The 16,336-nt window shown below is 71.0% G+C and carries 12 protein-coding genes and 2 pseudogenes; 8 read left to right on the forward strand and 6 right to left on the reverse strand.

Annotation, left to right across the window (positions count from 1 at the left end; all coding sequences use genetic code 11):
• Positions 1–60: 60 nt before the first annotated feature.
• Both ACFV5H_RS18960 and ACFV5H_RS18965 read right to left on the reverse strand, forming a co-directional pair.
• Positions 61–1,620 (reverse strand): DUF4139 domain-containing protein, encoded by a 1,560-nt coding sequence (locus ACFV5H_RS18960; RefSeq protein ID WP_385195989.1) that lies wholly within the window; start codon positions 1,618–1,620, stop codon positions 61–63.
• 6 nt (positions 1,621–1,626) lie between these two features.
• Entirely contained in the window at positions 1,627–3,684 is a 2,058-nt protein-coding gene (locus tag ACFV5H_RS18965) for a DUF4139 domain-containing protein (protein WP_385195992.1), read from the reverse strand.
• A gap of 117 nt (positions 3,685–3,801) precedes the next feature.
• On the opposite strand from ACFV5H_RS18965, the gene ACFV5H_RS18970 reads away from it, so the two are divergent.
• Positions 3,802–4,728 carry a ketopantoate reductase family protein gene (locus ACFV5H_RS18970; protein WP_385195994.1) on the forward strand — a complete coding sequence of 309 codons (927 nt, stop codon included), beginning with the start codon at positions 3,802–3,804 and terminating at the stop codon, positions 4,726–4,728.
• Positions 4,729–4,739: 11 nt separating this feature from the next.
• On the opposite strand, the gene ACFV5H_RS18975 is transcribed toward ACFV5H_RS18970, so the two are convergent.
• On the reverse strand, positions 4,740–4,925 hold the full coding sequence (locus ACFV5H_RS18975; protein ID WP_385195996.1) for a hypothetical protein: 186 nt from the start codon (positions 4,923–4,925) through the stop codon (positions 4,740–4,742).
• A gap of 1,122 nt (positions 4,926–6,047) precedes the next feature.
• Between ACFV5H_RS18975 and ACFV5H_RS18980 the strand changes: the two genes are divergently transcribed.
• Complete coding sequence (locus ACFV5H_RS18980; RefSeq protein WP_385195998.1) at positions 6,048–7,499, forward strand: hypothetical protein; 1,452 nt, start codon at positions 6,048–6,050, stop codon at positions 7,497–7,499.
• A 5-nt stretch (positions 7,500–7,504) separates the two neighbouring features.
• On the opposite strand, the gene ACFV5H_RS18985 is transcribed toward ACFV5H_RS18980, so the two are convergent.
• Positions 7,505–8,983 carry a hypothetical protein gene (locus ACFV5H_RS18985; RefSeq protein WP_385196001.1) on the reverse strand — a complete coding sequence of 493 codons (1,479 nt, stop codon included), beginning with the start codon at positions 8,981–8,983 and terminating at the stop codon, positions 7,505–7,507.
• A gap of 332 nt (positions 8,984–9,315) precedes the next feature.
• Between ACFV5H_RS18985 and ACFV5H_RS18990 the strand changes: the two genes are divergently transcribed.
• From ACFV5H_RS18990 to ACFV5H_RS19005, 4 genes and pseudogenes are all read left to right on the forward strand, one after another.
• Positions 9,316–10,185 (forward strand): peptidoglycan-binding protein, encoded by an 870-nt coding sequence (locus ACFV5H_RS18990; protein ID WP_385196003.1) that lies wholly within the window; start codon positions 9,316–9,318, stop codon positions 10,183–10,185.
• A gap of 342 nt (positions 10,186–10,527) precedes the next feature.
• Positions 10,528–10,770, forward strand: a pseudogene (locus tag ACFV5H_RS18995) (peptidoglycan-binding protein); the annotation flags it as partial.
• Between the two features lie 114 nt (positions 10,771–10,884).
• Positions 10,885–11,172: pseudogene (locus tag ACFV5H_RS19000) on the forward strand (M23 family metallopeptidase); the annotation flags it as partial.
• A gap of 367 nt (positions 11,173–11,539) precedes the next feature.
• Positions 11,540–11,629 (forward strand): EspF repeat-containing protein, encoded by a 90-nt coding sequence (locus ACFV5H_RS19005; protein WP_385196006.1) that lies wholly within the window; start codon positions 11,540–11,542, stop codon positions 11,627–11,629.
• Positions 11,630–11,905: 276 nt separating this feature from the next.
• Here the strand turns inward: ACFV5H_RS19005 and ACFV5H_RS19010 are convergent, their stop codons facing one another.
• Positions 11,906–12,475 (reverse strand): DUF2087 domain-containing protein, encoded by a 570-nt coding sequence (locus ACFV5H_RS19010; RefSeq protein WP_385196009.1) that lies wholly within the window; start codon positions 12,473–12,475, stop codon positions 11,906–11,908.
• Positions 12,476–12,767: 292 nt separating this feature from the next.
• Here ACFV5H_RS19010 and ACFV5H_RS19015 point away from each other — a divergent pair, with 292 nt between their 5' ends.
• Together ACFV5H_RS19015 and ACFV5H_RS19020 are read left to right on the forward strand one after the other, a co-directional pair.
• Positions 12,768–14,471 (forward strand): SpoIIE family protein phosphatase, encoded by a 1,704-nt coding sequence (locus ACFV5H_RS19015; RefSeq protein ID WP_385196012.1) that lies wholly within the window; start codon positions 12,768–12,770, stop codon positions 14,469–14,471.
• Between the two features lie 238 nt (positions 14,472–14,709).
• Positions 14,710–15,525: a class I SAM-dependent methyltransferase gene (locus ACFV5H_RS19020; protein WP_385196014.1), complete on the forward strand. Its 816-nt coding sequence runs from the start codon at positions 14,710–14,712 to the stop codon at positions 15,523–15,525.
• Positions 15,526–15,573: 48 nt separating this feature from the next.
• On the opposite strand, the gene ACFV5H_RS19025 is transcribed toward ACFV5H_RS19020, so the two are convergent.
• Entirely contained in the window at positions 15,574–16,185 is a 612-nt protein-coding gene (locus tag ACFV5H_RS19025) for a sugar O-acetyltransferase (protein ID WP_385196017.1), read from the reverse strand.
• Positions 16,186–16,336: the final 151 nt, after the last annotated feature.

A 16,336-nucleotide genomic window follows, 5' to 3' on the forward strand; every position in this document is an offset into this window, starting at 1 on the left:
CCCGCTTCGTGCACGGCCGGCGACGGGCCGAGGACGTGACAACGGTGCCTCCTCATGGGGTCACAGGCCGGTGACCTTGCTGCTCGCCGAGACCTCGTAGACAAGGGTGACGGTGCGCCGGCCGCCCGGGGCCAGCGGGATGTTCCAGCGGACGATGCCGTCCGCGTCGACCGCGTCGGGCGCGGGGGAGCAGTCGTCCCGACGCAGGCGTACCTCCACCGCCGAGACCTCGGAGACCGGGACGCGCTCCCGCACGACGACCGTCCTGTCGTCGTGCTCGCCGGGGGCGGAGAACCTGGAGAGGTGCAGGCGGACGGTCCGGGTGAGGACGGTCCGCTGGGTGATCCCGGCGGTCTCGCGGGTCTCCTCGGTGTACCGCAGCACCCGGTGGTCGTCCCGGCTGCCGAAGGCGAGCTCCACAGGGGCGCCGGGGGCGGTGAAGTCCAGGGTGCCGCGTCCGCTGAACCCACTGCCGCGGATCAGGTCGACCGGCCCGGCGAGCAGGGCGTGGCCGGACCGGTTGTCGCACCGCACCACCTGGCTGACCAGGGGCGACAGCTCGGGCGAACTGGCGTACTCACTCCTCGCGGGCGAGGTGAAGGAGGAGAGCGGCACCCGGTGGGCGCGGCCGTCCGCCGGCACGGAGACCGGCGCGGGGGAGTGGAGCACGCGCACCTCCCCGCCGTCGTCCACACCCGGCAGTCCGAGCACGGGGACGGGACCGAGGTCCGCGACCGCCTCCTCGCGCAGGTCGACGTGGACGGTGCGGCGCTCCGCGGCGGAACGCTCCTGGAGCGTCAGCCGGTCCTCGCCGAGCCGGGGCGGTTCCGCCGCCCCCGCGGAACGGGCCGTCGACAGGGTCAGCCGTACGTCCGACCAGTCCTCGCCGGTGCGCTGCCAGACGATCGCGTCCGTGTCCAGGGTGAGGGAATCCCCGTCGAGCACGGCCCGGTAGGCGGGCCGCCACACCGCGCACGGCGTGAGATGGCTCAGCCGCAGCCCGGCCTGCCCGGCGGCCGGGGCACGCACGGTCAGCTCGATGTGACCGACCAGCTCGGCGGGCTCCGTCTCGGAGAGGTCCAAGGCCCGCTGGATCTCGGACAGTTCGGCGGTGACGGCGGACAACTCGGCCTCCACGGAGCGCAGCCGCTCGCCGTGGGAGTCGCGTTCGCCGTCCACCCGGTCCAGTTCCCGGGCCCAGCGGCCCCTTTCCGTCTCCCCGTAGCCGGCGCCCTCGCCGATCTCCCGCAGCAGATCGGTGGCGAGACGGCCGAGCAGATCGAGGCGGGTACGCAGCCGGTCACGCCGCTGCTCCAGGGCCGTCCGCTTCTCCTCCAGGGCCGTCACATGCCGGCGCAGCGCGGAGTCGTCGGCGGCGGGCCCCGGCCCGCGCGGCGTCCAGCTGCGGACGATCCGCGCGTCGAGCACGGTCGCCGGGTGGCCGGCGGTCAGCTCGGCATGGAGGGTACGGTCGACGGCCAGCGCGCTGACCGGTCCGAGACGCAGTCGCTGCGTGCCGGCCTTCAGATCGAGCACGGTCGCACGCTCGACGTGAGCGCGGTCCTCCGTACAGGTGACGGCGGTGACGGGGAGGGGGACGAGCTCCGATGACGTAGACATGCTGGGTCAGCTCCTGCGGTTGCCGCCGGTAAGGGCCTTGCCGGCCGGGATCCGGATTTCGTAGCCGCCGTCGAGAGCGGTGGTGCCGCCGGCGGGCAGTTCGATCCGCCACAGGCGTGTGCCCGGCGCGTGGCGCTCCGGGCCGGTGCCGCCCTCGGGCGCCGTCCAGTCGGCTCGTTCCTCGATCCGGATGTCCGCGTCGGAGGTGACGGGCACGCGCTCGCGCACCTCCACGGAGACGGGCACCGGAAGCCGGTTGGCCAGCTCCACGTGGACGCGGTGGTCGAGCACCGTGACGTTGTTGCGCAGCCCCGCGGTCGACTCGTGCAGGTTCACCCGGCGGGTGACCCCGATGGCCTCGGCCGGTCCGAGCCCCACCCGGGACACACCGCCCGGGGCGAGCGTGGGCAGCGCGGCGGTCAGCAGGAACTCCTCGTTCACGGTGACCTCCACCGGGCCGGCCAGCAGAGCCTGACCGGTGGCGTTGGAGAGCACCAGCGTCGTGTACACGGTCTGCTCCACGGACGGAACGCAGATGTACTCGGTGCGCAGACCGACCGGGATCTCGCCGACGGTGACGGTGTGCCAGGTGCCGTCCGAGGGGATGTCGGCGGGGGCGACGGCATCGAACCGGTGGTCGAAGGAACCCGCCGACTCACGGGGCCGCACGGCGTGTCCGGGAAGGGGCAGCGCGCCCACCGTCTCGGCGCGGCGGCGGTGCTCGGCGGTCACCGGGTCGAGACCGGAGCCGGGGAAGAGCCTGCCCCGGCGGCCGCCCGGCTCGTCCGGGCCGCACAGGACGAGCGCGGAGTAGTCGAGTTCGGCGCCGTCCGGCTGCGGCGGACCGGCCACGGGCACCGGCGGCGCGGACGCCGCGAGGGCCGCGGACGCGGCGGGCGGTGGCGGGGCCGCCCCGAAGGCCGCGGGAGCAGCCGGGGCGGCGCCGGGCGCGGCGGGTGCGACGGGCCGGGCGGCGGTACGCGGCCCGCCGCCCGGCCGGCCCCGGGTCGTCGTCGCGGCGGCGCCGAAGGCCGCCGGGGAGGCGCCTTCCGGGAGCGGGACGGGCGGCGGTGGGGGAACGGGAGCAGCCGCGGCACCGGCCACAGCCCCGGGCGCGGCCCTCGTGCCGGGGCGGGGACCCGCCGTGTCGTAACCGGCGAAGAGATCGGTCAGCCCCGCCGGGTGCTCACGCCAGCCCGAAGGCGCGGGGGCGGACTGACTGCGTCCGACGCGGACCGAGCGGAGCCGGGGCAGGTCGGTGCGACGGCGCAGATCGGCGGTGGCCAGGGCGATGCGCACACCGGTCCAGTCCTCACCCGTGCGCTGGGCGACCGAGGCCCGCAGCACCAGGGATCCGTCGCTCTCGCCCTCCCGACGGGTGAGCCGGTAGGCGGGCACCCAGACGGCGCCGGGCACCCCGTACTCCACCTCCAGCTCCACCTCCGCGCCGTCCGCGCCGTCCGCGCCGTCCAGCGTCAGGACCGCGCACATCGAGCCGGCCACCGGTGCCGAGGGCGCGTCGGTGGAGGCACGGGAGAGCCTGTCCACGGCGACCGTGAGCTCGTGCTCGACCCGGCGCAGCTCCTCCTCCAGCTCACGGAGCCTGCCGTGCAGCCCGGTCAGGCGCTCGTCGACGAACTCGGAGAGCTCCAGCCACGCGTCGACCGGGGTACGGCGATGCGGGTCGTCCCGCCTGCGGGCCGGCGGCACCGGACGGAGCGCCCCGACCTCCTCGATCAGACCCAGCTGCCGGTCCCGGCGGTCCCGCGCCGCCGCCCAGTCGTCGCGCAGCCGTTCCTCTTCGCGCCGCAACTCGTCGGACGGTTCCGTGCCGAGGAGTTCGGCCTCCACCTCCACCCGGGCCTCGGTGACACGCACCCCGGACGCTCCGACGACGCGGGCCCGCAACGAGCCCGGGTCCAGCGAGCGGGGCAGTCCCGCCACCCGCACGCGCCCGCCCTCCGGCACCGTGCCCCGGGCCAGGCGGCGGCAGAGCGCGCCCTGCGCGTACACCACCACCGAATCGAGAGCCGATGCCCACCTCGGGGCCGTTCCAGCCGTCATGTGCTCCCCCACCCAGCCGTTTCCGTGCCGAGGGCAGCCTACGCGGTGACCGGCCCGAGGCCGGGTCGAGGTGGATCGTCATAATCCTCGGAACAGTTGACGAGGAGGCGGTCACACATGCGTATCGCGGTTGTCGGAGCCGGTGGAGTCGGTGGCTGCTTCGGAGCGCGGCTGGCCGCGGCGGGCCACGAGGTCACGTTCGTGGCCCGGGGCCGTCATCTGGAGGCCGTACGCAGCTCGGGGCTGCTGGTCCGCAGCCCGCTGGGGGACGTGCGCACCTCGCCCGGCTCGGCCGTCGACAGCGTCGCCCGACTCGGTCCCACGGACCTGGTGGTCGTCGCCGTGAAACTCTGGGACACCGAGGACATCGCCATGCGACTTGCCTCCTCGAAGGCCGGGGACGCCCCTGTGCTCTCGCTGCAGAACGGGGTGCACAAGGACGACATCCTCCGCCGTCACCTGCCCGCGGACTCCGTCCTGGGCGGAACGTGCTTCATCTCGGCCTTCATCGAGGAACCCGGCGTCGTCAGGCACAACAGCGCCCTGCAGAGGATGGTCCTCGGCGCCCGCCACCCGAGTCAGGCGTCCGTCGTGCAGCGGTTCCTGACCGCCTGTCGTGAGGCGGGCATCGACGCGGAGACCAGCGCGGAGATCGACAGGGTGATCTGGGAGAAGTTCGTCTTCCTCGTCGGACTGTCGGCCACCACGACCACCATCCGCCGGCCCATCGGCGTCGTCCGTTCCCACGAGCGTTCCCGGGCACTGCTGCGCGAGCTCATGGAGGAGACCGTGGCGCTCGCGCAGGCGTCGGGTGTCGCGCTGGACGACACGTTCACCGAGCGTCAAATGGCCTTCTGCGACACGCTGCCCGCGGACATGACGTCCTCCATGCACAACGACCTGGAGAACGGCAACCGTCTCGAGCTTCCCTGGCTCAGCGGGGGAGTGGCCGACCTCGCGGCCCGGCTCGACGTCCCCGTACCGCGCAACCGGACGGTGGCCGACATCCTGTCCCCGTACGTGCTCGGAGCACCGACGGGGTGACGGCTGCCACCTCACCAGACCAGGCACCAGTACGTGCCGTGGTGCCCGATGCCGATACGGCTGTTCCGCGGAACCAGGCCGGGGTCCGGCTGACCCACGGCCGCCATCGAGCAGGCGGGGTCACCGACCGCGCCGGCGTCCGCCATGCGGTGGGCGGCGGCCGTCGCGGCCGGGGAGGTGTACCACGTGGTGGTCACCCGTTTGCCGCCACCGGCCGTGGGCGACGGCCCGGGTGACATGACGGTCGGCGTCGATACGTGCTTCGAGGGCGCCGGCCGCGTCGTCGGTGTCCGGGTCGGCGCCGGGCGGGCGGGTGATGCCGGGTGCTTGGGCGTTGCGGGCTTCGGCGGGGGTTCGGGTGTGGCGTGCTTTGGCGGGGGTTCGGGTGTCGCGGACTTCGGCGGGGGCTTGGGTACGGCGGGCTTCGCCGGGGGTTCGGGTGTGGCGTGCTTTGGCGGGGGTTCGGGTGTCGCGGACTTCGGTGGAGGCTTGGGTACGGCGGGCTTTGACGGGGGCTTGGGTGTCGCGGACTTCGGCGGGGGCTTGGGTACGGCGGGCTTCGCCGGGGGTTCGGGTGTCGCGGACCGTGGTGAGGGTGCGGGCGTCGGGGAGCCCGGTGAGGACCGGGATGTCGCGGACCGCGTCGGTGGCGGTGGTGCGGTCGGCCCCGTCTTCGGGGTGCGCAGGGCCGACGCGCCGGTCGCGGTCCGGTCGGGCACCGGCCGGCGGCTGGGCGGCGCCGGCCGAGTCGTGGGCCTCTGACCCGGCGGCGCCGGCTCGGTTGTCGTCCGCAGTGCAGGCGGTAGCGGCCGGCCGGTCGGCCGCTGTGCCGGCGGCGTCGGCCGGGTCGTCGGCCGCCGGCTCGGCGGGGCGGACGGGGTCGGCCGACGGGGCAGGGACGCCGTCGGCCCGGGTGACAGCGTGGACGTCGGCGTCCGCCGTGCCGTGCCCGACGGCTCCGTCGTGAACGTCCAGGACGGCAGTGGGTTCAGAGTCGGAAGCGACAGGTCGTTCGAGGCCGAGGGCGTGGGACTGGGCGTGCCGCCGTCCTGCGCCACCAACACCCATACCCCGATGCCACCGAGGACGAGCACAGCGGCGCCGCCTGCGATCCACGGGGCACGCCGGGGCGGGCGTCGGTGACGGTTCATGGTCTTACTGTCCTATGCGACCTGGCGGGGCGCCTGTCGCATCGTCCGGACATCGTGCTTCCCGCCCGGTCGCTCCGCCCGTGAGAGTGACACGGAGTCCTCTCCGGCTTCCTTCCGAACGGGGTAGCTCCGGGTGCACCACGCCGACTCGGGTTCGAGTCTGGGGTCATGCGCATCCGTCCATGGGCCGTCGTGGAGCCGCCCGACAACCGTGGCCTTCGCCGAGTCACCATCGGCGGTGAGACGGTCGGCAGCGCCTGGTCACCGGACGAGCTGCGAAAAATACTCGGCCGTTTCGGATACCCGGAGAACGCGGACCTGGACGACCCGTCATCCGTGTCCTGGCGCGGGGGTGACAGCAGGACCTGGCCCGACCGGGCCTGGAGAAGGCGCACGGTCATGTCGCTCATGATGGCCGGACTGCTCGTCTCCATGGCTTTCAGCGCGGTCATCGGATGGCCGGACGCCGCGGGGGCCCTGACTTTCGCACAACGCATCACCGGTGTTCTGTTCGTCCTGTCGGGTGTGGTGCAGGGAGCGGCGGCGATAGCGGCTCGGGACTACTGGGGAAGGCGGCAGTCCAGGGCGTCCGGGGCGATTGTCCTGCTCGGGGTGATCATCGTGCTGGCCACCGACAGTCTCCTCCTTTTCCTCTGGCTCGAGGAGAGGGAGTACACGCATCACGCATTGGTCTACATTCCCCTGTGGTGCTGGTCCGTATGGGCACTGTTCCTTCTTGTGCGCGAAAAATCGTGGAAGTGTGTCCCGCAGCCCAAGAAGTTCGCGGCCGGAGTGGTCGCCACGGCGCTCCTGACGGCCGTCAGCCTCGCTTATTCCACCATGTACCAGCCTGCGGCGGCCCCCATGCACTTCACTCTGAAGGCGGAGTTCGGAAAGGCGTGGGAGGACCGCAACGTCCCGTACGTGCACGTCCCGCTGACGTTGTACATGAAAAACACGGGAGGAATCCCGGTGTACATCATCAATGACATCTACACGGTCCGCGGCAGGGGTGCGTCATATTCCAGCGGTGAGGAGGATCTGACGACGGAGTGGAGGAAGAGTGTGGGGCGGCAGGGGAGGAGCGAAGGGGAAGCGGAGCTCTACGTCGACCAACTCAGATACACCACGATAAGCAGTGGCCGGTTCTCCGAATCCGGCAACTCGCTCGACGTGGGACAGGAATACTCCATGAGACGTGTGTTCCAGCTCCCCAAGGATGCCGGATACGACACCGTGAGTGTTGAATTTCAGATCTCATACATGAGGAAAGATCGCGGAAAGCTAGACGTGGAGGAGTTCAGGTTCGCTCATCTTTCATGGGACGAGAACAGTGGTTACTACTGCCTGCCGGCGATATGTGGGGGGCAGCTCATATATCGCGGAAGGGTGCGGCACAACAACAACCTCATCAATGTGACACGAAAGCCGCGCTATGTGACGGCTGTCTGGTCTCCACAGGGCCGGTTCATCTCCTCCATCTCATCACTCCGTTTCGATTATTCCGGGCTGGGCGACTACCAGGAAGAAAGGAGAGAAATGGAGGGGTACGGTGCTGCGAAGGCCCGGGTGGATTCAGAGGTCTCCGTGGCGAAACTGCTGGGATCCGCCGGAGTGTGACCCGGTCACCCGCCGGCCCGCGTGAGCCAGGTGCCCACGGTGATGCCGAACTCCTCGTCAAGATACGACGCGGTCTGCTGGCAATAGAAAGCCGATCCGCCCAGGTCCCCGAACAGCCTGTCGCGCGGTACGATCTCGGCGAGCGCGGTGACGAGCGGTACGACGTCGAACAGGGCCTGGGCGTCCTCGTTGTTCCGCAGCCGGGCGAGGACGTCGAGCTGGTCCTTGCTCTTCTCCTTCGCCTTGTAGAAGTCCTTGACCCCTTCGTCCTCCCACTGCGCGGGCACCAGCTTCTTCAGCCCCCGCATGATGCTGGACTCCGAGGCGGACTCGAATATGGCACTGGTGCAGAACGCGGCCGCCTTGCCGAGGGACTCCTCCGGGCGGTCCTGGGCGGACGCGGACTCCTCCTGCTGTTCCTTCATGTGAGTGGTTCGCTCGTCAAGTTTCTTCTTGGCTTCGGACCGCTCCTCCTGCGATGTCTTCGGGTCGGTGACTTTCTTCAGCAACGAGCTGACCTGCTGTGTGATGTCCGCCAACTGTTCTCGTTCCTTCGGCGGTGTCCTCCGGTCGTGCGTTATCTCCGAAGAGGCGCCCAGCAGCATCGCGGTCGGTTGGTCTTGGTCCGGGCTCTTGCTTTCATCCGGGCCCTGACTCTCGTTCGCCGAACCGGACTGCGCGCCGTCCGTACTTCTCTCCAGGGCGTAGTGCGTGTCGTCCACTATGGAGATCAGCAGTCCCCGCAACTCCTGTGGGGTCTTGGGGTCGCAGATGATGTCCAGGGTGGATGTCGTCCGCTTGGCCACCAGGATGAGCATGGACCGCTCTTCGGGCGACACCCCGGGGCCGTTGATCACCTTGAGCGTGGAGGTCACCTGCTTCACCAGCGCGGTCAACTGTTTCCGCAGTTCGGGAGGGGTGCTCGGATCATTGATGACTTTCAGCGCGGTGGTCAGGTTCTGGGCGCTCTCGATGATTCCCTCCCTGTCCTGCGGCAACGTCTCCGGGGCGTCGAGGGAGCCGACGATGTCCATCAAGGTGTCCACGGCCGGCGCGAGTTCCTCGGGGACCTTCTCCTTCTCCTCGTCCAGGGACGTCGTCACCTCGTTGGATTCCGTCTCCAGATCCGACGGTTCTTCGGGTGTCTGCCCGTCCGTTTCACCGGTGTCCGGCGGCGGGGAGTCGTCCGGCGTGGAGGGGGAAGACGTCGGAGAATCCGGGGAATCGCCGGAATCGCTCGGCCCGGTCGTCGGCGGAGTGGAGGGAGGCGCTGTGTTTTCGTCGTTTTCGTCGGCGGGATCGCTCGGCGGAGAAGGAGGGGACGGCGGGGGTTCTGTGGTCCGATCGGGCGCCGCGACGGTGCCCCCGGTCAGGCTCTGGGACTCGGGCACGGCAATCGTCATGCCGGCCGGCAACGCGAGCGCCGCAGTCAGGAGGGAGGCGTTGGCCGCGTGAAAGACATACCGCCGGGAGATTCTGGCCATGATGGTTCCCGATAGGCTGTGCGCTGTGATGCTTCGGCCCGTCGGCGATTCTTCCCCTGGACGGCGGCTTCGGGAAATGCGAAGCCGGAAGAATGCGCAGCCGATATGAATCCACTCTTCACCTGTCCGGCGCATCCCGCAACGGGAACATCAAGCCGCGGACGCTGACGCCGATCGCCCCGCCCGTTTGCCGCGGGCCCCCGGCAGACGCATCGTAGGAAGTGGGGGAGGGCCTGCCGTGGGGCTTCTTGACCGCCCCGGCGCCCGCTTCCCCCTTTCACCCCTGCCGCATCCCACAGTCATGTGCGGTGCGAAGAGGGAAGGATCTCGTCATGCCCCATCCATGGATGCCCCAGGCTCTCAAGACGGACGTCGGGGACCATGCGCCGTGCGACCCCGAGTTCCCGGCGAGGGCGATCGCGCACATCACGGCGGACAGGGAGGCCGACGCCGGGGCTCCCCTGGATCTGGTCCCCTTCGGCAACCTCAAAGGATTCTTCACCGGCGGCGGCAAAGGCCGGGCTCCGCACATCCTCTGGGACCCCTTCACCGGAGCGTTCGCCCAGTTCTTCCCCGCCACCTCCCGCAGCAAAGCCCTGTCCGACACGGCCGGTGGTACCCGTACCAACCGGGCCGGCAAGGTGGTCATCCAGATCGAGGCCTTGTTCTTCCCCCACTGCCGAGTCAACGGCAAGGTGTTCGCAAGGCTGGTCGACACCCCCTGCGCGGGCTGGGACGACCTCCACGCATGGATCAGCTCCTGGGACGTACCGGACGTCTGGCCCATGGGCCCTCCGACTTCTCTGTCCCGCCATACGTGCCCGGCCGACAAGTGGAGGTCGCGGGGCGGGTGGTACGCCCATGCCCATGTCCCGGAGAACGACCATGTCGACCCCGGTTCCTGGCCGGCGTTCGTGTCACGGCCACCCGGACAGCCCCCCGACGAGCCCCGGTTCGAGCCGTTCCCCGGGGCGTCGTTCTTCCGTGCGGGACGCAAGTCGCCCGTCATCGCGGAAATGCACGGCCGACTCGTCGCCGAAGAGTGCAACCACTACACGTCCGGCACCGGCATCGACGTGTGGGGACCGGGCGACGTGAGGTCCTACACCGCCTGGCAGCGGAAGCTGGGTCTCGAAGGCGGCTCCGCCGACGGCGTTCCCGGCCGGTTCAGCTGGGAGAGGCTGGCCGTCCCCAACGTCTGAGGTGTCGCGAGCGTCGTGCCGGAGGATCCCGGGGACGGACCCGGCGGACGGACCGTCAGAAGACCGGTGAGCCAGCATGGTTCCCGGGTTTGCGCACCACTCCCAGCGGGCGCATGGTGGAAGAGGAGCGACTGCGACAGCCGGCGGCGCACGATCCGGGAAGGACCCGTGGATCACAGAACGGGGGCGCCGCTGTGCCGACCGGCGGGTCACTCCTTACCGGCCTCCACGCCGATCGACCACTTCCGGCGCCGGTACGGTGACATCCCACGCGTTCGACGGACGATCCCGCACCGTCATCCGACGCCTTGCCGAGCCCCACGGAAAGGAGAGAGGGCCATGCCCGCGACGGCGCCATTCCCAGGAGTGAAATTCTTCCACAAGGGACAACGCAGCCCCGTCATCGCCTCGATGGGCAAACGCCTGGTGGCGGAAGGGTGCGGGAAGTACCGGACAGGTCCGGGCCCCGAGTGGACCGATGCCGACCAGCAGTCGTACGCCGCCTGGCAGCACAAGATCGGGTTCGAGGGAACCGACGCCAACGGCATTCCGGGCAAGGCGAGCTGGGACCGGCTCCACGTCCCGACGGCGACGCCGGCCCCTGATGGTGCCCGCGTCGCATCTCCCGTACCGGGGAGCGGCGTCACGACCCCCTACGGGAAGAAGGGGCCCCACTGGAGCCTGGGCCGTCACACCGGCGCGGACTACGCCGCCCCGAAGGGAAAGCCCTGTGTCGCGGTGCGCGACGGTTCCATCGTCCGCAGCGGACACGACCGCAGTTTCGGCGACTTCCTCGTGCTGCGCGTCGGCGGGTTCGACTTCTACTACTGCCACCTCTCCGAGCAGACCGTGAAAGGGGGCTCGGTCAAGGCCGGCCAGAAAGTCGGAGAAGTCGGCTCCACCGGGAACGCCACCGGTCCTCATCTCCACTTCGAGAAGCGCCCGGCCGGCGGCAGCTTCGGCTCCGACGTGCCCCCCAACTGGTAACCGGGAGGGCCCGTCGACCCGTCAACGGTTCTCGCGAGCCGGCGTGTAGCCCGTACCGGCGGCACCGGACGGGTACGGGGCGTGTACGGCTCGAGAGGGCCGGAAACGCTGCCACCCTTGTCCTTCATGGACGTCAGTACCTTCTACGCGCTCTTCTCCACCACCTGCTTCACTCTGGTCGGCCTGTGGTGGAACGTGGTGCAGAGCCATACCGACTGGATGCGCGACCCCGCCCTGCGCCGCGTCGTCGGCGGGATCTACCTGTCCTTCCTGCTGCCGGCCTTGATGGGCCTGTTCGCCCAGGTCGGCGGCGTCGAGAAACCGCAGGTCTGGCGGGCGGCCTTCATCGTCCTCTCCGTGATCGGCTGTGTGTCCACCCTGCGGCTGCTGGCCCGCGCCCGCGGCGACCACTTCATCACCTGGCAGCAGGCCGCTTCCGCACTGCTCTACGCGCTGATCGCCGTCGTCGGCGCGTTCCCCGATCTCGCCCGCCACGTCGGGCTGCGTCCCATCCAGACCGAGGCCCTCATGCTGATCGTCCTGATCGTTCTCGCTCACGCCCTGGTCTGGCGGTACATGGCGGGGGAGGGCCGTGCCGACGAGGATGCCTGATCCCCGTGCGTCCGGCACCTCGCCGTGTCCGGCCTGCCGGGCCGCCGCCTCCGCAGCGGTGACGGACATGCCTCCCGGGGTGCCCCGCACGACGGAAGGCGCCCTGCCGACGTTCCGGGGGTCAGCGGGACCGGGCGACGAGCCGGACGTCGTCCTCGGCCGGACGGCGGTAGACGCCGTCGCTCCGGTGCAGATGGTGCAGGTCGACGAGGTACCGGCGCAGGGTCACATGGTCGATTCGGTCCCCTTCGCACCAGACGCGGAGCCTTTCGTCGACCTCCTTCTCCGCGTACTCCCGGCCCGGCTCGAAGGTGCGTTCCGCGATGTGGCGCAGTACGAGCTTCTTCCGGTTCCACTGCGACGGCAGCTTCACCAGCCGTCCGTCCCGTACGAACGTGCGGAGCACCGTCTCGAGCCGCTCGTCCCCGGTGCCGTGGTCGTGCGCGGGCCGCGGTCCGGCCGCCTCGCGCGCCAGGCGGCGGAACGAGTCGTAGGACACCGCGAGTCCGTCGGCGCCCGCCGCGACGGCCTCCCGTTCCTCGAGCCGCCGCAGCGCGACGAGGGCCTCCCTGGCCGGCATCCCGGTCCGCTCGACGACCTCGGCGGCGCTCGTCGCGCCCAGCGCCACAGCGGCGAAGACCCGCACCCGGGTCTCGTCGGCGAACAACCCGACCACGTCCTCGCCCGTCATGCTCCGTCTCCGTCCTTCCGGGAGCGGTACCCCCGAACCATGTCATCGGGACGCTACCCCCGAGGCACAGCGGACGCCCGTCGTTTTCCGCGCGGGCTCCGGGCACGCCAGACGCGTCGAGCGCGGTGCCCCCGCCCGGCTTCACCGGAGCGAACTTCATCGAAGCCGTCGGACGATGTGGGATCTTCACACGCATGGGCATACGGGGAAAGCGGGAAGGCGGGAGAAGGCACATGCGGCTGGACACACGGGCGGCGGGCGGGGCGTCGACCCGGCAGGCAAGGAGGTCACGATGACAGGGTCGGAGCACAGGGAGGTCCAGGGGCTGTCCGTGCCGACCGCTTCCGCCGCGCTGGAAGCCATCGGCGCGGGCGCCTACGTCGTCGACGAGCAGGGCTGCATCATCGCCGTCAACGCCCGCGCCGAGGAACTGCTGGGCCGGCCTGCCGCAGAACTCCTCGGCCATGACGCGCACGACCTGCTGCACCGCGATCCGCAGGGGCAGCAGATGCCGAGGACCCAGTGCGCGATGCGACAGGCGTTCCACGCCGGACACCCCGCCCAGGCCGACGAGGACTACTTCGCACGCGCCGACGGTTCGGTGCTGCCGGTCTCCTGGCTGATCACCCCGTACGGCATAGGCGACCACCGGGTCACCACACTCGTCGTCTTCCACACCCCCGAGCCCCTACGGGACACCGGCCCCCTGCCGGAGCCGACGGCCCGGTCGCTGTCGGAACTGCAACGGCTGGCCCTGTTGGCCGAGACCACCACGCAGCTGACCTCCACTCTCGACGCCGACGAGGCGCTGGAGCGGCTGGTGACCCTGGTCGTGCCCCGGCTGGCGGACTGGGCGGTCATCGACCTGATCACCGAACGTGACGAGGTGTGGCGTACCGTCGTGGTCCACGCCGAGGGCGACACGCTGGTGCAGCGCGAGGACCTGCAGGGACCGATGCCGCCGATTCCCGAGGAATCCCCGATGCCCCTGTCCAGAGCCCTGCGCGGCGTCTCCTCCACCCTGGCCGGCCCGCGGACCTACCAGAGGGAACCGGATTCCGGCATCGCGGTCGAGCAGGGCCGCCTGTTCCACGCCACGGGGATGCACTCCGCGGCCATCGCACCCATCCGCAGCACACGCGCGGTCCTGGGCGCGCTGACCCTGGGCCGTACCGAGACTCCGGCGGCCTTCGCACCCACGGACCTCCCGCTGATCGAGGACATCGCGCGCCGGGCCGGCCTCGCCCTGGACAACGCCCGCCTCTACCAGCGTCAGCGCAAGGTGGCCGAGACCATGCAGAACCACCTGCTGCCCCAGATGCCGGGCGTTCAGGGCCTGGAGATGACCGTCCGCTACCTGCCCGCACCCGACGCCTCACATGTCGGCGGCGACTGGTACGACGCCTTCCCCTTGTCCGACGCGTCCACCGCCCTGGCCATCGGCGACGTCGTCGGCCACGACCTGGAGGCGGCGGCCGGCATGGCACAGGTCCGCAACATGCTCCGCGCCTACGCCTGGTCCCAGCACGAACCCCCCAGCCGCATCGTCGAACGGCTCGACGAGGCGATCCAGCACATCACCGACGTCGCCATGGCCACCATGATCTTCGGCCGGATCGAAACGGCCCACGACGGTCACTGGCAGCTGTCCTGGACCAACGCGGGCCACCCTCCGCCGCTGCTGATCAGCCGGGACGGCCTGGCGAGCTACCTCACCGACGGCCACGGCATCCTCCTGGGCACCCAGACGGGACTGCGGCGCCCCGACGCCAGCGCGCTGCTCCCGCCGGGATCCACCCTGGTGCTGTACACGGACGGCCTCATCGAAGCACCCGGCCAGACCCTCGACACGGGGCTGAACCGGCTGCGCCAGCACGCCGCCGCCCTGGCCCACCGGCCCCTCACCTCGTTCACCGATCAACTGCTCCGTCGTGTCCGCCCCGCCGGCAACGACGACGACGTGGCCCTCCTGGCCCTGCGCGTTCCCGAGGGCTGAGCCCGTAGGGGACCTTCGGAGGGCCGATCGGCCCAGGCACGGCGCGCCTCGGCCGTCCCGGTGGGCCCCGGTGGAGGATCGGTGGGGCGGCGGCCCCGCGACGGGCCGCCCGGCACCGTCCGCCGCGTGAACGAGGTCCGGCCATGGAACAGTCCGACGACCCGCTGCCGAAGTCCTCCGCCGACCGGGCGCCGGAACGCGCCGGGAACGGCGCTCCCGGCGTCACGCGGGCGGCGACGTGACCGCCGGACCGCGCGGGCGCGGCCGGTACGGCGAGGACGTCTTCCGCCCCGGACAGCCGCACGAGGACGAGCGCGTCGACTGCGGCGCCCTCGCCTACGACGACATCACCCTGGCGCGGCTGCGGTCACTCGGGGCCGGCCCGGGATGGCGCTGCCTCGACGTGGGCGCCGGAACGGGCACGGTCTCCCGCCGGCTGCTGGACGAGGCCGGGGTGACGAGCGTGCTCGCCGTGGACCGCGACGTCCGTTTCCTCACCGAGCGGCCCGTGCCGGGGCTCGACGTGCTGGAGGCCGACATCACCGCCCCGGACTTCGCCCCCGGCCGGTTCCGGCTCGTCCACGCGCGCTTCGTGCTGATGCACCTGCCCGAGCGCGAACGCCTGATCACGGCACTGGCCGGACTCGTCGCGCCCGGCGGTGTGCTGGTGCTCGGTGACGCGGTCGACCTGACGAGCGACCGGGCGCCCGGCACGCCGTACACGAGGGTGATGCGGGCGATGTGGCAGGGGCTGCGGGAGACCATCGGCACCGATGTCTCCTGGGTGCCGTCGTACCCCCGGCTGCTGTGCGGAGCCGGGCTCGTGCGTGTCGCCGCCGAGATGCATGTGCCGCCGCTGCTGCCCGGCAGCCCCATCAGCCGCTTCTGGGCGGACACCTGGGAGCGGAGCAGAGCGGCGATGCTCGCCACCGGCCTGGTCGACGACGCCGCCGTCGACGACGCGGTCCGGTACCTGGACTCCGACGAGTGCGCCGCGCTGTCCGCCGGCCTGCTGACCGTCTGGGGCCGGAAACCCGAGGAGGCCCGAAGCTGACCGTCCGCGTCCCGGGCGGCTGTGAAGCCCACGGCAGGACGACGCCGCCTACCCTTCGGCGTTACGTGTGGCGAGGTCCTCGTCGGTGATGGCGCGGACCACGCGGCAAGGGGTGCCGAGCGCGACGGTCATCGGGGGGATGCTGCGGCTGACGACGCTGCCGGCGCCGATGACCGATCCGTATCCGATGCGGACGCCGGGCAGGACCACGGCGTTGCTGCCGATCCACACCTTGTCCTCGATCACGATCGGCTCCGAGAACCGCCCGAAGTCGGCGCGTCGTGAGGGGTGCACCGGGTGTCCCGTCGTGGTCAGGGTCACGCTCGGAGCGATCATCACACCGTCACCTATGCGGATGTCGACATCGTCGACGAAGGTGAGGTTCACGTTCCCGAAGAAGTCGTCGCCGATGTGGACGTTGCTGCCGAACCCGGCGTGGAACGGCGGCAGCAGCACCGTGCGTTCACCGACCGACCCGAGGATCGCGACGAGCAGCGACCGGCGCTTCTCCGTCTCGCCCGGCGGGGTGTGGTTGTACTCGAAGATCTGCTCGGTGCGGCGCCGGGGAGCCTGGAAGGCCGCTTCCGACTCGGTGTAGACGAGTCCCTTGGCGATCCGGGCCAGGACCTCTTCCTCGTGTTCCTCGTGCGCGTGCGTCACAGCGGAACGGCTCCGTTCGTCCAACCCCCGGGCCCGGGCCCGACGCGCCCTCGGCCGGCCGCGCGCACCGAGCCTATGCCTTCGCCTGGACCGAGGCGCCCCTGTCCCGCATTGTGACGCCTGCACGGGGACCAATGCGTCGCGATGACGA

Origin of the sequence: Streptomyces sp. NPDC059787 (genome assembly GCF_042732315.1) — a bacterium.
GTDB classification, from domain to species: domain Bacteria; phylum Actinomycetota; class Actinomycetes; order Streptomycetales; family Streptomycetaceae; genus Streptomyces; species Streptomyces atrovirens.

Excerpts from the sequence above, each read along its gene's own strand:
- ACFV5H_RS18960 (WP_385195989.1), bottom strand. The coding sequence starts at position 1,620 with ATGTCTACGTCATCGGAGCTCGTCCCCCTCCCCGTCACCGCCGTCACC.
- ACFV5H_RS18980 (WP_385195998.1), top strand. The coding sequence starts at position 6,048 with ATGCGCATCCGTCCATGGGCCGTCGTGGAGCCGCCCGACAACCGTGGC.
- ACFV5H_RS19015 (WP_385196012.1), top strand. The coding sequence starts at position 12,768 with ATGACAGGGTCGGAGCACAGGGAGGTCCAGGGGCTGTCCGTGCCGACC.
- ACFV5H_RS18965 (WP_385195992.1), bottom strand. The coding sequence starts at position 3,684 with ATGACGGCTGGAACGGCCCCGAGGTGGGCATCGGCTCTCGATTCGGTG.
- ACFV5H_RS19010 (WP_385196009.1), bottom strand. The coding sequence starts at position 12,475 with ATGACGGGCGAGGACGTGGTCGGGTTGTTCGCCGACGAGACCCGGGTG.
- ACFV5H_RS18990 (WP_385196003.1), top strand. The coding sequence starts at position 9,316 with ATGCCCCATCCATGGATGCCCCAGGCTCTCAAGACGGACGTCGGGGAC.
- ACFV5H_RS18970 (WP_385195994.1), top strand. The coding sequence starts at position 3,802 with ATGCGTATCGCGGTTGTCGGAGCCGGTGGAGTCGGTGGCTGCTTCGGA.
- ACFV5H_RS18985 (WP_385196001.1), bottom strand. The coding sequence starts at position 8,983 with ATGGCCAGAATCTCCCGGCGGTATGTCTTTCACGCGGCCAACGCCTCC.